The 17,961-nt window shown below is 31.8% G+C and carries 17 protein-coding genes; 12 read left to right on the top strand and 5 right to left on the bottom strand.

Annotated features, from left to right (window positions below; all coding sequences use genetic code 11):
* Positions 1-67 precede the first annotated feature (67 nt).
* The 5 genes from mazG to QZZ51_RS08885 all read left to right on the top strand — a co-directional run bounded on the left by mazG (position 68) and on the right by QZZ51_RS08885 (position 4,773).
* Positions 68-841: a nucleoside triphosphate pyrophosphohydrolase gene (gene mazG / locus QZZ51_RS08905; RefSeq protein WP_291868822.1), complete on the top strand. Its 774-nt coding sequence runs from the start codon at positions 68-70 to the stop codon at positions 839-841.
* Between the two features lie 66 nt (positions 842-907).
* Positions 908-2,296, top strand: coding sequence for an MATE family efflux transporter (locus QZZ51_RS08900; protein ID WP_291868819.1), 1,389 nt, complete (start codon positions 908-910; stop codon positions 2,294-2,296).
* A gap of 19 nt (positions 2,297-2,315) precedes the next feature.
* On the top strand, positions 2,316-2,543 hold the full coding sequence (locus QZZ51_RS08895) for a hypothetical protein (RefSeq protein WP_291868816.1): 228 nt from the start codon (positions 2,316-2,318) through the stop codon (positions 2,541-2,543).
* A gap of 5 nt (positions 2,544-2,548) precedes the next feature.
* Positions 2,549-3,118: a phosphatase PAP2 family protein gene (locus tag QZZ51_RS08890; RefSeq protein WP_291868814.1), complete on the top strand. Its 570-nt coding sequence runs from the start codon at positions 2,549-2,551 to the stop codon at positions 3,116-3,118.
* Entirely contained in the window at positions 3,115-4,773 is a 1,659-nt protein-coding gene (locus tag QZZ51_RS08885; RefSeq protein ID WP_291868812.1) for a glycosyltransferase family 39 protein, read from the top strand. The genes QZZ51_RS08890 and QZZ51_RS08885 overlap by 4 nt, the downstream gene beginning before the upstream one ends.
* A gap of 77 nt (positions 4,774-4,850) precedes the next feature.
* Here QZZ51_RS08885 and QZZ51_RS08880 read toward each other — a convergent pair whose 3' ends face one another.
* The 4 genes from QZZ51_RS08880 to QZZ51_RS08865 all read right to left on the bottom strand — a co-directional run bounded on the left by QZZ51_RS08880 (position 4,851) and on the right by QZZ51_RS08865 (position 8,268).
* Positions 4,851-5,753, bottom strand: a complete 903-nt coding sequence (locus tag QZZ51_RS08880; protein ID WP_291868809.1) for a lysylphosphatidylglycerol synthase transmembrane domain-containing protein — start codon at positions 5,751-5,753, stop codon at positions 4,851-4,853.
* Complete coding sequence (locus tag QZZ51_RS08875; protein WP_291868806.1) at positions 5,737-6,696, bottom strand: glycosyltransferase family 2 protein; 960 nt, start codon at positions 6,694-6,696, stop codon at positions 5,737-5,739. Before QZZ51_RS08875 ends, QZZ51_RS08880 begins: the two co-directional genes overlap by 17 nt.
* 80 nt (positions 6,697-6,776) lie before the next feature.
* The gene (locus QZZ51_RS08870; protein ID WP_291868803.1) at positions 6,777-7,334 is read right to left on the bottom strand and encodes a DUF2911 domain-containing protein; all 558 of its coding nucleotides are present in this window, start codon (positions 7,332-7,334) and stop codon (positions 6,777-6,779) included.
* A 25-nt stretch (positions 7,335-7,359) separates the two neighbouring features.
* Positions 7,360-8,268: an aldose epimerase family protein gene (locus QZZ51_RS08865; RefSeq protein ID WP_291868801.1), complete on the bottom strand. Its 909-nt coding sequence runs from the start codon at positions 8,266-8,268 to the stop codon at positions 7,360-7,362.
* A gap of 108 nt (positions 8,269-8,376) precedes the next feature.
* Here QZZ51_RS08865 and QZZ51_RS08860 point away from each other — a divergent pair, with 108 nt between their 5' ends.
* The 7 genes from QZZ51_RS08860 to QZZ51_RS08830 all read left to right on the top strand — a co-directional run bounded on the left by QZZ51_RS08860 (position 8,377) and on the right by QZZ51_RS08830 (position 16,515).
* On the top strand, positions 8,377-8,919 hold the full coding sequence (locus QZZ51_RS08860; protein ID WP_291868798.1) for an RNA polymerase sigma factor: 543 nt from the start codon (positions 8,377-8,379) through the stop codon (positions 8,917-8,919).
* Positions 8,903-9,478 carry a hypothetical protein gene (locus QZZ51_RS08855; RefSeq protein WP_291868795.1) on the top strand — a complete coding sequence of 192 codons (576 nt, stop codon included), beginning with the start codon at positions 8,903-8,905 and terminating at the stop codon, positions 9,476-9,478. The genes QZZ51_RS08860 and QZZ51_RS08855 overlap by 17 nt, the downstream gene beginning before the upstream one ends.
* Positions 9,462-10,898 (top strand): hypothetical protein, encoded by a 1,437-nt coding sequence (locus QZZ51_RS08850; protein WP_291868792.1) that lies wholly within the window; start codon positions 9,462-9,464, stop codon positions 10,896-10,898. The genes QZZ51_RS08855 and QZZ51_RS08850 overlap by 17 nt, the downstream gene beginning before the upstream one ends.
* 136 nt (positions 10,899-11,034) lie before the next feature.
* The gene (locus tag QZZ51_RS08845; protein WP_291868789.1) at positions 11,035-12,633 is read left to right on the top strand and encodes a tetratricopeptide repeat protein; all 1,599 of its coding nucleotides are present in this window, start codon (positions 11,035-11,037) and stop codon (positions 12,631-12,633) included.
* A 142-nt stretch (positions 12,634-12,775) separates the two neighbouring features.
* Positions 12,776-14,056 (top strand): OmpA family protein, encoded by a 1,281-nt coding sequence (locus QZZ51_RS08840; RefSeq protein WP_291868786.1) that lies wholly within the window; start codon positions 12,776-12,778, stop codon positions 14,054-14,056.
* A 22-nt stretch (positions 14,057-14,078) separates the two neighbouring features.
* Positions 14,079-15,458: a hypothetical protein gene (locus tag QZZ51_RS08835; protein WP_291868782.1), complete on the top strand. Its 1,380-nt coding sequence runs from the start codon at positions 14,079-14,081 to the stop codon at positions 15,456-15,458.
* Positions 15,459-15,669: 211 nt separating this feature from the next.
* The gene (locus QZZ51_RS08830) at positions 15,670-16,515 is read left to right on the top strand and encodes a hypothetical protein (protein WP_291868779.1); all 846 of its coding nucleotides are present in this window, start codon (positions 15,670-15,672) and stop codon (positions 16,513-16,515) included.
* Positions 16,516-16,830: 315 nt separating this feature from the next.
* Here the strand turns inward: QZZ51_RS08830 and msrA are convergent, their stop codons facing one another.
* Positions 16,831-17,517, bottom strand: coding sequence for a peptide-methionine (S)-S-oxide reductase MsrA (gene msrA, locus QZZ51_RS08825; protein ID WP_291868776.1), 687 nt, complete (start codon positions 17,515-17,517; stop codon positions 16,831-16,833).
* Positions 17,518-17,961 lie beyond the last annotated feature (444 nt).

Here is a 17,961-nt window from a genome sequence, read left to right as displayed (position 1 = left end):
CGCTGTAATTAATAGTTTTTTACTTTGCAAAAGAGTCCTACTTTGTACCTTAGCACAAATTATTATTATGAATAGCAGAGATTCGCAATTAAAGGCAATAGATCGTTTATTAACTATAATGAATGAGCTTAGAGAACAATGTCCATGGGATAAAAAACAGACTATGGAAACACTTAGGCATCTTACTATTGAAGAAACGTATGAGTTAGGAGATGCTATTCTTGAAAATGATTTAGAAGAGGTAAAGAAAGAACTTGGAGATTTACTATTGCATATTGTATTTTATGCTAAAATAGGTTCAGAAACTAATACTTTTGATATTGGCGATGTCGCCAATGAGATTTGCGAAAAATTAATACACAGACATCCACATATTTATGGCGATGTAAAAGTGGAGAATGAAGAAGATGTAAAGCGTAATTGGGAAAAACTAAAACTTAAAGAAGGGAAGAAGAGTGTTTTAGAAGGAGTGCCAAAAGGATTGCCTGCATTAGTTAAAGCTAGTAGAATACAAGATAAAGTGGCCGGAGTAGGTTTCGATTGGGAAGAACCAAAGCAGGTGTTTTTAAAAGTACAAGAAGAATTGGCTGAGCTACAAGAGGAAATTGAAATAGGTGATAAAGATAAAATGGAAGCAGAGTTCGGGGATGTTTTGTTTTCTATGATTAATTACGCTCGATTTTTAAAAGTGAATCCAGAAAATGCATTAGAAAGAACCAATAAAAAGTTTATTGGTCGCTTTCAGTATCTAGAGAAAAAGGCAAAAGAATTAGGAAAATCATTAGAAGATATGACCCTTGCAGAAATGGATGTATTTTGGGAAGAAGCCAAAACTATATAATTTTCAACAGAATAGTTTTTAAGCCTACCGTAAATCTTATCTTTGCACACTTTAATCTAAGAAATTTTGTTTAGACAATACACGAAAGAATTCCGCTATAATATTAAGCTTTCTGTACCTGTAATTATGGGTATGTTAGGGCATACATTTGTGCAGTTGGCAGATAACATAATGGTTGGTCAATTGGGGACGGCAGAATTAGCTGCTGTATCTTTGGGTAATAGTTTTGTGTTTATTGCCATGTCTCTTGGTATAGGCTTTTCTACGGCTATAACACCTTTGGTTGCAGAGGCAGATGGAGCAGGAGAAAAGAAAAACGCAAAAAGTGCACTTAAACATGGGTTGTTTTTATGTGCAATTTTAGGAATAACATTGTTCGGGGTAGTCTTTTTGGCTAAACCAGTAATGCATTCTATGAAGCAGTCTCCAGAAGTAGTGGCACTTGCAATTCCCTATCTCGATTTGGTAGCGTTCTCTTTAATTCCGTTAGTTATTTTCCAGGCTTTTAAACAATTTTCTGATGGATTGTCGGAAACAAAATACCCTATGTATGCTACGATATTGGGCAATGTAATTAATGTTATTCTTAATTACCTTCTTATTTTTGGAAGTTTTGGTTTTCCTAAAATGGGTATCGTTGGGGCAGCAATAGGAACACTCGTTTCTAGAATAATCATGATAGCTTATATGTGGTATTTACTTTATAGTAAGGAGAAATTTAAAGGGTATGTTACCAATTTTAATTTTAGAATAATAGAGAAAAGAGTTATAAAAAAATTAGTTTCCTTGGGCTTTCCTTCAGCACTCCAAATGTTTTTTGAAGTAGCCATATTTACTGGGGCAATATGGTTGAGTGGTGTTTTGGGTAAAAACGCACAAGCAGCAAACCAAATAGCTTTAAATTTAAGTAGTATGACCTTTATGTTTGGTATGGGTCTAGGGGTTGCTGCTATGATACGTGTTGGTAATCAGAAAGGATTACAGAATTTTAAAGAACTAAGGAGAATAGGACAGTCTATATTTTTTCTTACTTTATTAGTAGAAATAGTATTTGCCATTTTGTTTTTGGCTTGTAGAAATTGGTTTCCAACGTTATATTTAGATTTGGATGATGTTTTAAACGTATCCGATAATACAGAAGTAATTGCTCTTGCGGCAAAATTATTATTAGTAGCTGCTTTTTTTCAAATATCCGATGGAATTCAAGTCGTAGTTTTAGGAGCTTTAAGGGGCTTACAAGATGTAAAAATACCAACCGTAATTACATTTATAGCCTACTGGGTTATTGGTTTTCCTATTTCGTTTTATCTAGGCTTATATACCGAGTTGAAGAGTACAGGTATTTGGATAGGTTTGCTAACCGGTTTAACGGCTTCTGGCATTATGTTGTATATTCGATTTAATTATTTAACAAAAAAATTAATACGTGCTTCTTTAAATAGAATAGAGGAGTAATCATTATAAAATAGCAACCATGGAATTTCCAAAATTTTTATTAGGAGATAATACAGATTATCCGACAGCAATTTTTGTTGTGCATACAGAATATCCTAGATTTATTATTAATTTGGAAGATGATGAAGTAGAGTGGTTAGAGGACTTTACCAAAGAAGATGAGAAAGAACTAGAGGAAGAAGCAGAAACTCTTATAGAAGAAGCATCTAGTTTTTACGATAGAGAGGTTGCTCGGTACGAAGAATAATTAGCATGTTAGAGCAACTCTTACAGTTAGATAAATCTCTTTTTTTACAACTAAATAATTTAGGAAACCCTGCGTGGGATAGCTTTTGGTTATTTGTAACCAATAAGGTAAATTCTATTCCTATATACCTTGTGTTACTTTTTGTGTCCTACAAAGAACTAGGATTAAAGAGAACATTATTGTTGTTAGTGACTGTTGGTGTTATGATTGGTGTTACGGACCAATTAGCAAACTTTTTTAAATATGGAGTGCAACGACTAAGACCTTGCCATGATGATGAAGTAAATACCCTTATGCGACTTGTAAAAAATCATTGCGGAGGTAAATACGGTTATTTTTCAGCACACGCAGCCAATTCATTTGCAGTAGCGGTTTTCTTTACCAATGTATTAAAGTCAAAATTTAAATATGTAGGAATTTTATTATTGATTTGGGCTGCATTGGTTGCATATAGTAGAGTGTATATTGGAGTTCATTTTCCTTTAGATATCCTTACAGGAATCGGTGTAGGATTGTTTTTAGGCTGGTTATTTACAAAGTTATATATATTTGCACTTCAGAAATTTTCTATATGATATCTAATAAAAGATATTGGTTTTTTATGCTTCTTATTATTCTGGTATATATTACTGGAATGTTCGTTACTCTTTTCGAGAACGATTCAGCGCAATTTGCAGTAATGGCAATGCGAATGGTTCAAGAAAATGATTTTCTGAATTTATTTAAAGGACCTAATGAGTATTTAGATAAGCCACATATGCATTATTGGTTGGCCGCACTATCTTTTAAAATATTTGGTCTACACGATTGGGCGTATAGAATTCCAGGAGTATTATCCTCTTTACTGGGAGCATATAGTTGTTATGGTTTAGGGAAGTTGTTATATAATAAACCTACAGGGAAATTGGCAGCATTGATATTTATGACTGCTCAGACAATTTTCTTATCCAACATAGATGTAAGGACAGATGCTGTTTTAACAGGTTTCACCATTTTTGCTATTTGGAAATTAACAGAATATATTGAGACTAAATCTATACTTTCTATTGTTTTAGGAGCTTTTGGTGCTGCAATTGCATTTTCTACTAAAGGGCAAATAGCCATTCTTGTTTTAGGAATACCTCTTCTTTGTCATATGGCATATGTAAGAAAATGGAAAGCACTTTTAAATTGGAGGGTATTAATTGCTGTGGTCGTTTTTGGGATTTGCATTGCGCCTATGTTGTATGCCTATTACCATCAATTCGATTTGCATCCTGAAAAAGTAATTCGTGGTAAGGACCATAGAAGTGGTATATTCTTTATTTTTTGGGAACAGAGTTTTGAAAGACTAAGTGGCGATGGAATAGGGAAGAATAGTAGTGATTATTTTTTCTTTTTTCACACTTTTTTATGGGTGTTTCTTCCATGGACAGTAATAGGGGTAATTGCTTATTGGAATAAGGCTAGATTATTTGTTCAGACTAAATTTAAAAAATTACCTAATCAAGAGTTTTTAACTCTAGGTGGTATAACCATAATATTTTTAATCATAAGTTTTGCGCAGTTTAAATTGCCACACTATCTAAATGTAACTATTCCTCTATTCGCAGTTCTTACAGCTTCTTATTTGTATGATTTAAGTCTAAAAAATAAAGGTAAGATTACTAAATATCTTTTAGGAGTACAATATTTTATTTTAGGGATTGTATTTATTGCTTCTAGTTTGTTTTGCTTTTTTGTGTTTAAAGACAAACCAATAATCGTTTGCGTAGGGTTTTTAACAGTATCCATTATTGTACTTTACTTTTGTTTAAAAAGAGAAGCATATTATTATAGAATTATAAGTATTGCAGCAGGTAGTGCTATCCTTTTAAATTTAGTACTGAATACACATTTTTATCCAAATTTATTAAAGTATCAAGCTGGCTCGTCAATGGCAGAAAAGGTTAGGGCGGAAAGGATACCTACGGATAAAATCTATAAAATATCATCAAAATACACTTGGTCCTTAGATTTTTATAATCAAGAGCCAGTACGTATTACTACTATTCAAGAGCTGAAAGGAAAACGCGATTATTGGATATATGGTAGCGATGCCGATTTGCAGCAATTACAAGAGTCTGGTTTAGATTGGGACAATCAGCTAACCGTTAAGCAATTTAGAATTACTCGTCTACAGGGTAAATTTTTGAACCCTACTACCCGTAAAAAAGTACTAAATAAGATGCATTTAATACATGTGTATTAATTTCTCTTAATCACAGGGCGATAGCCCATTTGGTTTTAATTTCCCGATGCTTGTATCGTAATAATAAAGGGAAATTCCTATTTAACCCCTTGTACTCTTGGGGTGGGGTTGTTTTCTTCTAGTTTTGGTTTTTTAAAATGGAAAATTATTCCAAATAAAGAGACAAAGGCTGTAATTAAGAAAAACAGCATACTAATACTTATAGATACGGTTTCGTTTAAGCCTAAGAACGTTGCTCCATAAAAGAAGGTAATTTCTCTACTACCAATACCACCAATAGTTAAAGGGATTACCGAGACGATAGAGGATATTAAGAAAATTAATAAATAACCTATTAAATCTGTCTCTATGTTTAGCGACATTAAGATTAAGAATATACTCCCTAACTGCGCTAATTGTACCAAAGCAGAAAACGTAAAAGAAGTCCAGAAAATAGGCAAAGTATAACTGAAGAATTTTTTGTTGATAAACCAGAAAGCAAGAATACTAGTAAAGAGGCTGATTATTATTATTATTAAAATATTAAAGTCTTGTAGTAAAGTAATATCCATAAATAAATTTAATATACAAGCAAAAATAAATAAGAGGAGTAGACCACTTAAACGGTCTAAAACCAAAACAGAAATTATTTTTTTGGTATCTATTTTAAATTGTTTTTTTATAAGATACCCCTTGTAAGCATCTCCACCAATACCTCCTGGTAAGAATAGATTATAAAACATACCTAAAAGATATAGTTTTAGGTTACTTTTTTCTGTAAGATTTATGTTTAACTGATGAAAATATAAGTTAAGTCTTATCGATGCTATTGCTTTAGATAATACAAACAAAAGAATAGCACATACGACGTATATTGGATTGGCTTTTTTTAATACAGAACCTATTTCATTTATATCTATTTTAGTAGATATAAAATAGATAAGAATAGCACTAATAATAACTTTAAGTGCAGCGGTAATGTGTTTAGGAGGCTTTGTCACCAACAAATACTTTTTTAATTCTGTATGGTCTTTTGTTCTGAGATTCGTAATAGGTACGTATTAGTAATTCCATTACAATACCAATAGTAAATAACTGTATGCCTGCAAAAATAAACATCATACCAGCGGTTAGTAGTGGTCTACTACCAATATCTTCTCCAAAGCCAAACTTTATAATAAGTAAATAAGCGTTAATACCTAAGCCGGCAAATATTAATAGAGCACCTACAATACCAAAAAGATGAATAGGCCTTTGGAAATATTTACGTATAAAAAGTAGTAGAGCCATATCTGCAACAACCTTAAAAACACGTTCTAAACCATATTTAGAAACTCCTGCATTCCTAGCATGGTGTTTAACAGGTACTTGTTTTATTTGGGCACCTTCTAAATGTGCGAGCAAGGTTATAAACCGGTGCATTTCGCCATACAAATTAAGTTCTTTGGCAATGTCTTTGGTAAAAACCTTTAAAGCGCAACCGTTATCTTTGATATCTAATTTGGTAACTCGCCTCACTAAAAAGTTAGCTATTTTAGAAGGTATTTTTTTTACTAAAGAGTCTTTTCTTTTTTGTCTTATACCTGTAATAACATCATGTTCTCCTGCAACAGCATAACTCAACATCTGGGGAATATCACTAGGGTCGTTTTGTAAATCGCCATCCATAGTAATAATATATTCGCCTTCCGCGTAATCTAAACCGGCGGCAAGAGCTAAACTTTGTCCGTAATTTTTCTTTAATTCAATAAGATGGACGCTGTCATCTTTCATATCCTTAACAACTTTTCTAGTTCTATCTGTAGAAAAATCATCTATGTATATAATTTGGTAGTTATAATCTACCAAACTTTCATGAATTTTTTCTGTCAATAGAACAACATTGTCCTCCTCATTATATAAAGGAACAACAATAGAAAGTAAAGAATTAGTAACAGGTCCCATGGAATAATTTTAAAATTGCCGCAAAGTTATGTTTTTTATTGCTAGTGCACCCAACTATTTTAGAATCTAAATACCAGGGTTTAATTAATTGGAATATTAATTTTGGTAGTATCCCAAGATAGGGATAGAGCTAATTTGTTGTTGTCTTCAAAATCTATAGTAAATTGCTCTATTATATTAGGAACTTTATGTGTAGGTACTTGCACTTTTACAACATCCATTTCAGGGTTTCTAGTTGTTTGTTTTCCTCCACTTAAAATAGTAACACCCCATTCTGGCATTTCACTATTAAATATAATATCCCAATGTTCTTTGTTTGGTATAGTCCATAGCGAGTAAATTCCTGCAGGAAGTTCTTTGTCTATAATTTTAATGTCTGTTTCTGTTATAAAAGAAGTGGGTTCATTTGCTCCAGTTCGCCAAACTTGGTTGTATGGAATTAACTCACCAAATAAAACCCTGCCTTTTTTAGAAGGGCTAGAATAAACAACTTTTAAATCTTTGTTATTTTTCTGGTAATTAACAATTTTTTCTGGGCTATGCTTTTTGGTTTTTTTTTGCATATAAGGCATAGCAACAAACTTTACTAGCAAAGCTATACAAGCCACTATGATTAATACCCATTTTAACTTTTTCATAGTGTTGTGTTTTAGGAAATTGACTCTAATGTACTAAATCAAACTTAAAAATGGCAATGTTGTGGTATTTTTCTCCGGGTCTTAGAATGCTATTAGGAAAATGCTTTTGGTTTGGAGCATCTGGATAGTTTTGTGTTTCAAAGCAAATTCCAGGGAAAGCTTCTGGGGTATATATAACTACAGCTGGTTGGTTGGTGTATACTTCCATGGATATACCGGTTTTATGAGACATTACTTTACCTACTTTTTCACTACTTAAATCAATAGCAAAAGGGGTATCTAATCTTGTGCTACCTATTCTGCGATTTTTAATAAAATCATATTCGGTTCCACGCACAGATTGTGTTGCTCCAGTTGGGAGTAATTGTCTTGTTGTTTCTAGCAATTCAGGGCAATTAAGTTGTAGGTCGTAATCATCAATAAAGTCTTCATTGTCTAACCTAAAATAGGAATGATTGGTTAAATTAATTACTGTAGAACGATCTGTTGTTGCTTCATGCGTTATATGTAAATAATTATTCACAAGTTTATAAGTGACCGTAGCTGTAAGATTTCCGGGATAGCCTTCTTCTAAATGTTTACTTCGGTATTCTAGTTTTACATAAGGGTCATTCTTATAATTTACTTCAATAATTTTCCAATGTTTTTTGCTAAATCCTTCTTTTCCTCCATGTAAATGCACTCCATTTTCTGAGGCAACATAAAATTCCTCTCTGTCTATTTCAAAACCACCATTAGATATGCGTCCTGCATAGCGACCAACACAGGCGCCAAGATAAAATTCATCATTTAAATATTTGCTAGGGTAATCATAACCAACAACTACATTAGTAGAATTTCCGTTTTTATCTTTTACAAGTATTTTTTGAATTACGGCTCCGTAGTCCAAAACAATAAGGGTGATAAAACTATTATTAATAGTAACTTGTTTCAAATGGGCAATTTTTTAAAATCGGTATAAAAATAAATGTTTTCTGCAACATCGATATAATTCTTTCGTCCTTAGTTTAGTAAAGCAACCAAAAAAGACAGAAACGAACCAATGTTTCAAATTGATTTAGTAGAAAAGTGTAAAGCTAACAATCGTAAGGCACAATTAAAACTGTATAAGCAATATTGTGATGGTATGTATTGTGTTGCCATGCGATTTGTAAAAAATGCAGATGATGCAGAAGATGTATTACAAGAATCATTTGTAAAAGCTTTTCAGAAAATAGAGCAGTTTAAAGGAGAGGTAACATTTGGCGCATGGTTAAAGAGAATTGTAGTAAATAAGAGTATTGATTTTCTTAAAACAAAACAAGAGAAACTAGTGGCTTTAGATGAAGGCTACATGCATATTGTAGAAGATGAAGATTGGACTGTAGATAGTAAAGTAACAATAGAAGAAATTAGAAGCGCTATAAATTGTCTTTCTGAAAAATATAAATATGTGGTGTTAATGTATTTGTTAGAAGGCTATGATCATAATGAAATATCAGAAGTATTATGTATTACACCAACAGCTTGCAGAACAAGGTTGTTACGAGGAAAGGGGCACTTAAAAGAAATATTAAAAGGAAAAGGATATGGGACAGGATCTTAGAAAGCTTTTTGAAGAAGAGCGAAAAGGATATAAACAGCTTATAGGAAAAGGACATGAAGATCGTTTTCTTACACGGTTAGATAAGGAAATGCCAAAAGCTACTGATATCCGTTTTAATTTTTATAAAATAGCAGCAAGTATTTTAGTGCTAGTTAGTATTGGCATGTATACGTATAAGCAAGTTAGTACTTCAGAGGAGATACAAACCATAGTTGTTTCTAAGGATAATGGAGTAGAAAAGATAGAGGGGATTTCTCTAGGGGACCTTTCTCCAGATTTAAAAAAAGTAGAAAATTACTATGTAACGAATATAAATTTAGAATTGTCTCATTTACAGGTTTCTAAAGAGAATAAAATAATGGTAGATAGTTTTATGGAACAATTATCAACCTTAAATGAAGAGTATAAAGTACTTCATAAAGAGTTGAATAAAATTGGACCAAATGATCAAACTATTTCGGCAATTATAAAGAATTTGCAATTGCGTCTGCAATTATTACAAAAGTTAAAGAAGAAAATAAATCAATTAAAATCATCAAAAAATGAACAAGTCATTTAATATAAATATTAAGCAGGTAATCGCTGCGATACTATTATGTGCAAACGTATCCTTTGGACAGAATCAAAGTAAAAAAATTCAAGAGTCTTTTATGGTAAAAGATAGTGCTGTGCTAGAAATTAATACTAGCTATGCGGATATAGAATTTAAAACTTGGGATAAAAACGAAGTTCTTATAGAAGCTACCGTGTTTTTAGAAGGAGTAAAAGAGGAGGATGCTAAAGATTTTTTAGAAGAAGACCTTGTTTCTATCATGGGGAATAGTAAAAAAATAAGTGTTTCTACTGAGGAAGGAGAGAATGAGTTTTTTAAAACTTCCGATTTTAATGTGGAAGAATTTTATATGGAGAAACCAGAAATGCCAGAGTTGCAGCATTTTATTGTAGAGATGCCAGAGATGCCAGAGATGCCAGAATTGATAGATATGCCTCCTTTGCCACCAATAGCTAATTTTAACTTTGATTATAGTGCCTATAAAAAAGAAGGGGATGTTTATTTAAAGAAGTGGCAAAAAGACTTTGATAAATCTTTTAATAAAGATTATCAGAAAAAAATTGAAGCATGGAGCGGGCGTATGGAAGCCAAGCAAGAGGAAATAGAAGAGAAAAGAGAAAAACGGTATGTAAAGCTAGATAAAAAAAGAGAAGAGTCGCAAAGAAAAAGGGAAGAAGCTCACGAGCAAAGAATAATTGTTATTCAAGAAAGAAGAGAAGCTCAAAGAGAGTCACAAGAAGCTAAGAGAGAAGCTCGTGCTACATTCCACTCTAATAAAGGAAGAAATACTTTTTATTTTTCTAATAACGGGGCTTCTAAAAATATTAAAATAAAAAAGACTATAAAAATTACGTTTCCAAAGTCTATTAAAATTAAAATGAATGTAAGACATGGAGAGGTGAAATTGGCAGAGAACACAAGAAATCTTAAAGCAACCCTTTCTCACAGTAATTTATTTGGGGATACTATAGATGGGAATGAAACAATGATTACAGCATCTTATTCCCCAGTTAGTGTGCAGAAATGGAAATACGGAAACTTAAAAGCGGATTATTCAGAACATGTAACTATTGATGAAGTCTTATTTTTAAATCTTAATAGTACATTTTCAAATGTTACTTTAGAAAAAGTATTTAATAGGCTAGTAGTAAAGAATAATTTTGGACCACTACAAATTAATTATATAGATGATGGTTTTGAAGAAATAGATGTATCCATGCAAAATGCAGAATTGGTTTGTGAGTTGCCTAATAAATCTTATTTAATTTATGTTAAAGGAGAGGCAAGTGATATTTCGTGTCCAGATTCTCTAGGTCTTGTTAAAGAAGATAAAGGCAATATAATAACTTGTAAAAATGAAAGTAAAGTAGATTTAAATAAGAAAATTTCTATTAATGCAAAGTATAGCGATATTGTATTAAAATAAGGTAAATTCAAGGGTCTTATTAGTTTGTTTGTTATCTACTATTTTTTTAGTTGATTTTTGTTGAAAAATTATATTATTACGGGTTGAAATTTGTTAAATTAGAGTACTTTTTAAAATGTAACTTCAACTGTTATATATGCGTTTTAAACCTACTCATATCCTATTTATATTCTTTGGGTTTCTTTTTATGCCATTATGTGGTCAGAGAACCAAACCAATCCTTGATATCTCTACCGAATTTAATAAAATAAAGGGACAAAATAATGACACCCTTAAAGTAGAAAATTTAATAGATCTTTATAAAAAGTCTATTTATCAAAAAACGATACGTAAAGATGTTTTAGATGAAGCTCTTATAGTTTCGGAATCTATTTTTTACATAAATGGTATAGCTAAATGTTACAATAGGATGGGTATTACTTCAAGGTATGAGCAAGACTATCTACAATCTGTAATGTACCACAAGAGGGCATTAAATTATTTTGAAAAAAGTACAGACACCTTGGCAAAAATAAAATGCTTAAATAGTCTAGGAGTATCCTATAGGAAGTTGAATGCGGTAAATGAGGCCTATGATATTTATTTAAGGGCTTTACACCTTTCGGAAATTTTTAATAATGATAAAAGCATTGCTATAGCATTAAATGGGATTGGTAATTTATTATTAGATACAGAGGAATACAGCCAAGCCTTAAAGACATTTAAACGAGCATTAAATGTTGAAATAAAAATTAAGAACCCAAAGGGGCAAGAGTATGCCTTTGCAAATATAGGAGAAGTCTTTTTGTATCAAAAAAAGTATGATTCTGCTAGAGTGTATTTTAATAAGGCTTTACACCTATCTACGATACATAATAGAAGAGAAAGCACAGCTATACAATACAGTTTTTTAGGGTTACTGTCTCAAAAAGAAGGAGATTATAAAACATCGACAGCGAATTACGAGCGAGCCATTCCCATACTACAGGAATATAATAATACAAGGTATTTAAGTAATACGCAGATAAATATAGGGGTTAACAAAACAAAGACTGAAAAATTTTCAGAGGCTTTAGAATTTCTTAATCTAGGTATCGAAAATGCGATGAAGGTTCGTTCTAAGGAAAACATCATATTGGGTTATAAAGCATTATCAGACTATTATCTTAGAACTAATAATCATGAAAGAGCATTTGCTGCGTTTAAAAATGCTACAAAATTTAGGGATAGTTTGGTAAATGTCGCTTCCAAAAAAAACATGATAGCAACACAAATTCAATATGAAAGTGCTAAGAAAGATGAGCAAATACAAACACTAGCAGAAGAAAAGTCGTTAAGTGTAAAAAAATCAAAAATGCGATTTTTACTATTAGTAGGAGTAGCGATTTTAAGTGCTGTAATTATTGTTTTTCTATTACGTATTATAAGTTTGACAAGAAAAAATAAAGGACTTGTTTTGGAAAGAAAAAATAATGAGTTGCAAAAATATATAGCACAAGTAAATAGTTTAAAAGCACAGGTTTCAGATAATAATGTTTCTAGTTTTCAGGATATAGAAGCCAGTGTGGCACAGTTCGATTTGTCGAAAAGAGAAGTTGAGGTTCTTAATTTAATTTCAAAAGGATATAATAATGATGAAATAGCAGAGAAGCTATTTGTGTCTAAAAATACAGTAAAAACACATATTCAGCATATCTACACAAAGTTAGATGTTAATAATAGAATACAAGCCTTAAAAAAAGTGCACACCGTATAACTCAAATCGGTTTCTTACCATAAAAAGTATAACTACAGTTGAAAAATCACCCTTTTAGGTGATGACAATCATCCTTTTAAATGAGATTTTTTTTGGTGGAGTAGAGTAATTTCATACCAGAAATTAAACTAAAAAACCAACGATGATGAAATCACTTCTAAAAGGACTTATACCGTTACTTTTTTTCTTGTGTACACCACAAATTACTCACGGACAATTCTTAAAAAAATTAGCTAAAAAGGCAGAAGCTAAAGTAGAAAGAGAAGCAGAAGAACGCGCCGAAAAAAGAGTGAATAAAAAAATCGATGAAGAATTTGATAAGGCGGAAGATGCCATAGACGGTAAGGATAAAAAGGAAGAGAAAAAAAATAAAGAAACAGAAGAGAAAAAGACGGGTAATTCTACCGTTAAAAAAGAAGGTAATGAAAATCAAGAGATAGTAGAGCCCAAAGTAGTTTGGAATAAGTTCGATTTTGTACCTGGAGATACGGTCATTTTTGAAGACGCTCCAAGTGCAGAGGAAGAGAATGGGGAGTTTCCTAGCCGTTGGGATTTAATAAAAGGACAAGTTGAAATAGCAAATATTGATGGGGAGAATGTAATGATGTTTATTGATGGAAGCCCAATGATTATTCCATATTTAAAAAACTCTAAAGAAGATTACTTACCAGAAATATTTACCATAGAATTTGATTTTTATAAGCCAGTTAAGGGAAATAGAATTTCTGTTTATCTAACCGATTATAAAAACCAAAAAACCCCTAATAAGTATAAAATGTATATGGATATAAGCTCTGGTGGCGTAAGTGAAAAATTAGCTGGAGTAACTGGAAATTTTCCGGGAATAGACTATAGAAATAGCTCAGATGCTCGTTGGATTCATGTATCCATTGCATTTACAAAAGGCAAGCTAAAAGTATATATGGATGACACAAGAGTTATAAATATTCCTCATTATGAAGGAAACCCATCGGGACTAAGCTTACAAGCGTATTGGGCAGAATTGGAGGCCGATAAAGCTTTTTACTTTAAAAACATCCGTATAGCCAAAGGTGGTGTAAAATATTACGACCGCGTACTTTCCGAAGGAAAAATTATAGTAAACGGAATTAAGTTTGATGTAAACAAAGCAACCCTAAAACCAGAAAGTATGGGGCCAATTAACAAAATTTACCAGCTGATGCAGAAGCAACCTAATTTAAATTTTAGTGTGGAAGGGCATACAGATAGCGATGGTGGAGATGATGTAAATATGACACTTTCAAAAGCTAGGGGAAAAACCGTGATGGGTAAATTAATTGGAATGGGAATAGCCGGAGAGAGACTTAAATTTAACGGATTTGGAGAAAGCAAACCAATTGACAATAATAGCACCCCCGAAGGCAAAGCTAATAACAGAAGAGTAGAGTTTGTAAAATTTTAATAACACCATAAAAATAGTATTAATGAAAAAGCTAATTATAGTAGTACTTTTTTTAATGAGTAATGGATTAATAAATGGCCAAGAAGGAAAGACATTTAACAGTCTTGAAGAGGCATTAAAAAACCCAAATCAGGTTTTTGCTTTGAACTTAAGTGGCGAGGAAATTACCAATTTGCCTAAAACAATTAAAAATTTAAAATTTTTAAAACACCTTAGTATTGTAAACACTCAAATACAATTAATTCCAAAAGAAATAGGAACACTTAAAAGTCTTATAAGTTTAGAATTTCGAATGAACCAATTTACAAGTTTACCAGAATCTATAGGGGAGCTTAAAAACTTAAAAAGAATTAGTATATCCATTAGTAAACTAACAAGTTTTCCAAAAACGTTTAGCCAACTAAAGAGTTTAGAGGAAATTTTAGTATCGGAAAGTGAGCTATCATATCTTCCAGAAAATATTGGAGATTTAGCTACTTTGCAAAGTATAAATATATCTTCCAGTAAGCTAACAAAAATTCCAGGATCTATTGGGGATTTAATCCATTTAAAGGAGCTTTCATTAGGTGGAAATAAAATAACGGAATTACCAAAATCTATAGGAGGTTTAATAAATCTTAAAATTTTATTTCTAATTGATAATCAGATTATTACAGTCCCAGAATCTGTGGGTGACCTAGCAAATTTGGGTAGGCTTTCTTTAGCAAGTAATCTGCTAATAAAAATTCCAGAATCTATAGAAAGGTTAATTAATTTAACTTCACTAGACTTAAGTTTTAATAAGTTAGTAGAACTACCTAAGGGTATACGTAATCTTACCGAATTAAATGAACTTAATCTAAGTGGTAATCAATTCACAAATCTTCCTGATATTTTTGAAAATCTTACTAAATTATATTCCATTTATTTAGCAGATAATCAATTGGCTTCTTTGCCAGAATCAATCGGTAAATTAAGTTCTTTACAAGAACTCCTCTTAACTTCAAACAAATTAAAAGAATTACCTGAAACCATAGGTGGTTTGATAGAATTAAATAGTCTTTATATAGATAAAAATCAATTAAGTAGTCTTCCTGAAACTATAGGAGAACTTTTAAATTTATCAATCTTAAAATTAAATGAGAATCAACTAATAAGCCTACCAAATTCTATAGGTAAATTAACAAGTTTGAGTAGTCTTTATTTGTCAGATAATACTATTGTAAATCTTCCTGATTCTTTTAGCAGCCTTACAAACTTAAATAGTCTTTATATAGAAAATAATAAGTTGTCTACATTTTCAAAATCTATTGAAAATTTAACAAATTTATACAGTCTTGAGGCATCTGGTAATCAATTTGATGCAAAGTCAAGGGAGGAAATTAAGGCATTATTACCAAACTGTCAGTGTTATTTTGAGTAATAACAAGTCTCAAAGACCTGTTAGGTTTTAGAACTCAATAAGTTTAAAATTGTAAACTATGATAAACGTGATTATTTAGATAATGTCATGTATATAAAAATTAAAAAAATAACCTCAAGGATTATTAGCTTTTCTAGAAATGAAGACGGCTATGTTGATATGAACTTTTATGCTAACAACATCACTTTTGTAATCTTTAAAATCTGAACAAATGAAAAAGTCGAGTCTATTAATTATTTTATGCGCAACTCTAGTAAGTTGCACAGGAAACGGTCAAAAAGTATTGAAACGGTATCAAATAAAATCTGGTGTTGTAGAATTGGAATCTACAATTACAGGCAAAGCTATAGGCACTACAATTTCGGGTACAGGTTCAGAAAGCCTTTATTTTAAAAATTGGGGTGCTGTTGAGGTTAAAGAAGAAGAGTCTTCACAGACTACCACAACATCTATTTTTGGTAATAAGAACACAGATACATCAAAGACACACACCATGTACAAATTAGACGATGGAGAAAGTTATTCTGTGGATTTTGAAAGAAAAGAAATTAGGAAAACTAACGATATGGCCATGGAAATGACTAAAATGTTCCAGAAGGATGCAGATGCTGGTAAGGTTGGGAAGGAACTTTTAGAAAGCATGGGAGGCAAGTTACTAGGGTCAGAAGTAGTTTTGGGCTATGAATGCGAAATTTGGGATCTTATGGGAATAAAACAGTGGTTGTATAAAGGGGTGTTACTTAAATCAGAGGCTAGCATCGCGGGTATAACTACTACCAAAGTTGCAACAAGTGCTAAATTTAATAATAGTGTTCCTGAAGCACGTTTTGAACTTCCGGATTTTCCTGTTATAGAAGAGGAAAGTTTTATGGATAATGAATCTTTTGATGTTGATATGGATGAAATGCAAAAAGATATGGATCGCATTAAGGGAATGTCCTATGAAGATTGGAGAAAAATGGCAACAGCCAATGATCCAGAAATGCAGACCATGAGTGAAGAGGAATTAAAACAAATGTATAATATGATGCAAAAAATGATTCAGATGAGACAGTAGGTAGTTCCTGTAACATTTAACCATGCAATAATTTAAGGCTCAAAATATAATTTTTTTAATTTTGAGCCTTAATTATAGGGTTGTTTTTTCCGTATTAGCTCCCATTGTTAAAATAGAAATAGGAGCTCTACTTTTATTAGATACGCTTTGTTTTTATGTTCTTCTGGGTAGAACCAAGCGTGCGAGTAGTCTAAAATTTAGGCTTCTAACCTGGTACGCATTCACTTTTATACGCTGATTTTTATTTTACGTGTGTCGTACATGGTAATCTTAATTAAAGTGTGTCTAGCCTAAAAAAAAATATTGCAGCATTATCTAATGCATGTCTTCTTTTAAGAAGTCTCCAAAATTCTTTTTAAACCGATTCAGTCTTGGGATAGATACATTCTGTATATAAGAATTGTTTGGGTTTCTTTTTTCGTAATCTTGATGGTACTCTTCTGCTTTGTAAAATTGGATAAATGGAGTTACTTGCGTAGTAATTTTTTTGCCTTTGTATGCACCTTGGTCTTTTAAAGCTTTTATATAATTGGTGATTATGTTTTTCTCTGAATCATTTTTGTAGAATGCTACGGAGCGGTATTGTGCACCTTTATCTGGTCCCTGACGATTTAATGTAGTTGGGTCATGCGAACCAAAGAATACTTGAACCAGTGCTGTAAAGGAAATAACTTTTGGGTCATAATAAACTTTAACAGCTTCTGCATGTGTTGTTCTTCCGTAGCCAACATCTTCATAGGTTGGGTTTTTTTCTTTTCCACCAGAATAACCAGAAACTACTTCTTTAACCCCTTTTACACTTTCAAAAATAGCTTCTACACACCAAAAACAACCGCTAGCAAAATACGCAGTTTCATACGCGCTTAATTCTTGTGGTGTTAGTTTTAGCGTTACAACTTCTTCTACTTCAGGAGTTACGGGAATCTCTTTTTTGATTTTAGACTGGCAGCCAACTGTAAAAAGAAAAGAGGTTGCTAATAACAGGAATTTAATAGAAGACATAATTTTTCTTTTTTAGTACTCAAAAGATAGGATACCTTACAGTATGTAGGGGTTAAAAAGTTGTTAATTAAAAGTATCTGCATTCTTTTTAAAAGTTTATGGCAGGATTGATTTTTAAAAAAAGGAATTATAGAATATTTCTAAGAACCCAATACCTATTACTGATACATCATTTTTCTTTTAGAAAAGATATACAAGGGAGAATGGGAGATTATCCTAGGGTATGTTCCTAAAAGGATGTAGCCTTTTATTCTAATAAATTGTCTTGTCCCTAATTTGCTACTTTCCATAAGCTCATAAATAGGATAAAAAGCACATTCATTCGGTAAGGTGTTTTTGGTGTGGTGTACGTTTATCGAGCATTTTTCACACTTAATCAGAGATTGTGTCAGTTACCGAAAAATAGGATGTTTTCAGCGTTTTACAACCTAGCTACATACGGCT

This window comes from Maribacter sp., from assembly GCF_016744255.1.
Taxonomy (GTDB): Bacteria; Bacteroidota; Bacteroidia; order Flavobacteriales; family Flavobacteriaceae; genus Maribacter_B.
This window is presented reverse-complemented; position numbering and strand designations above follow the sequence as displayed.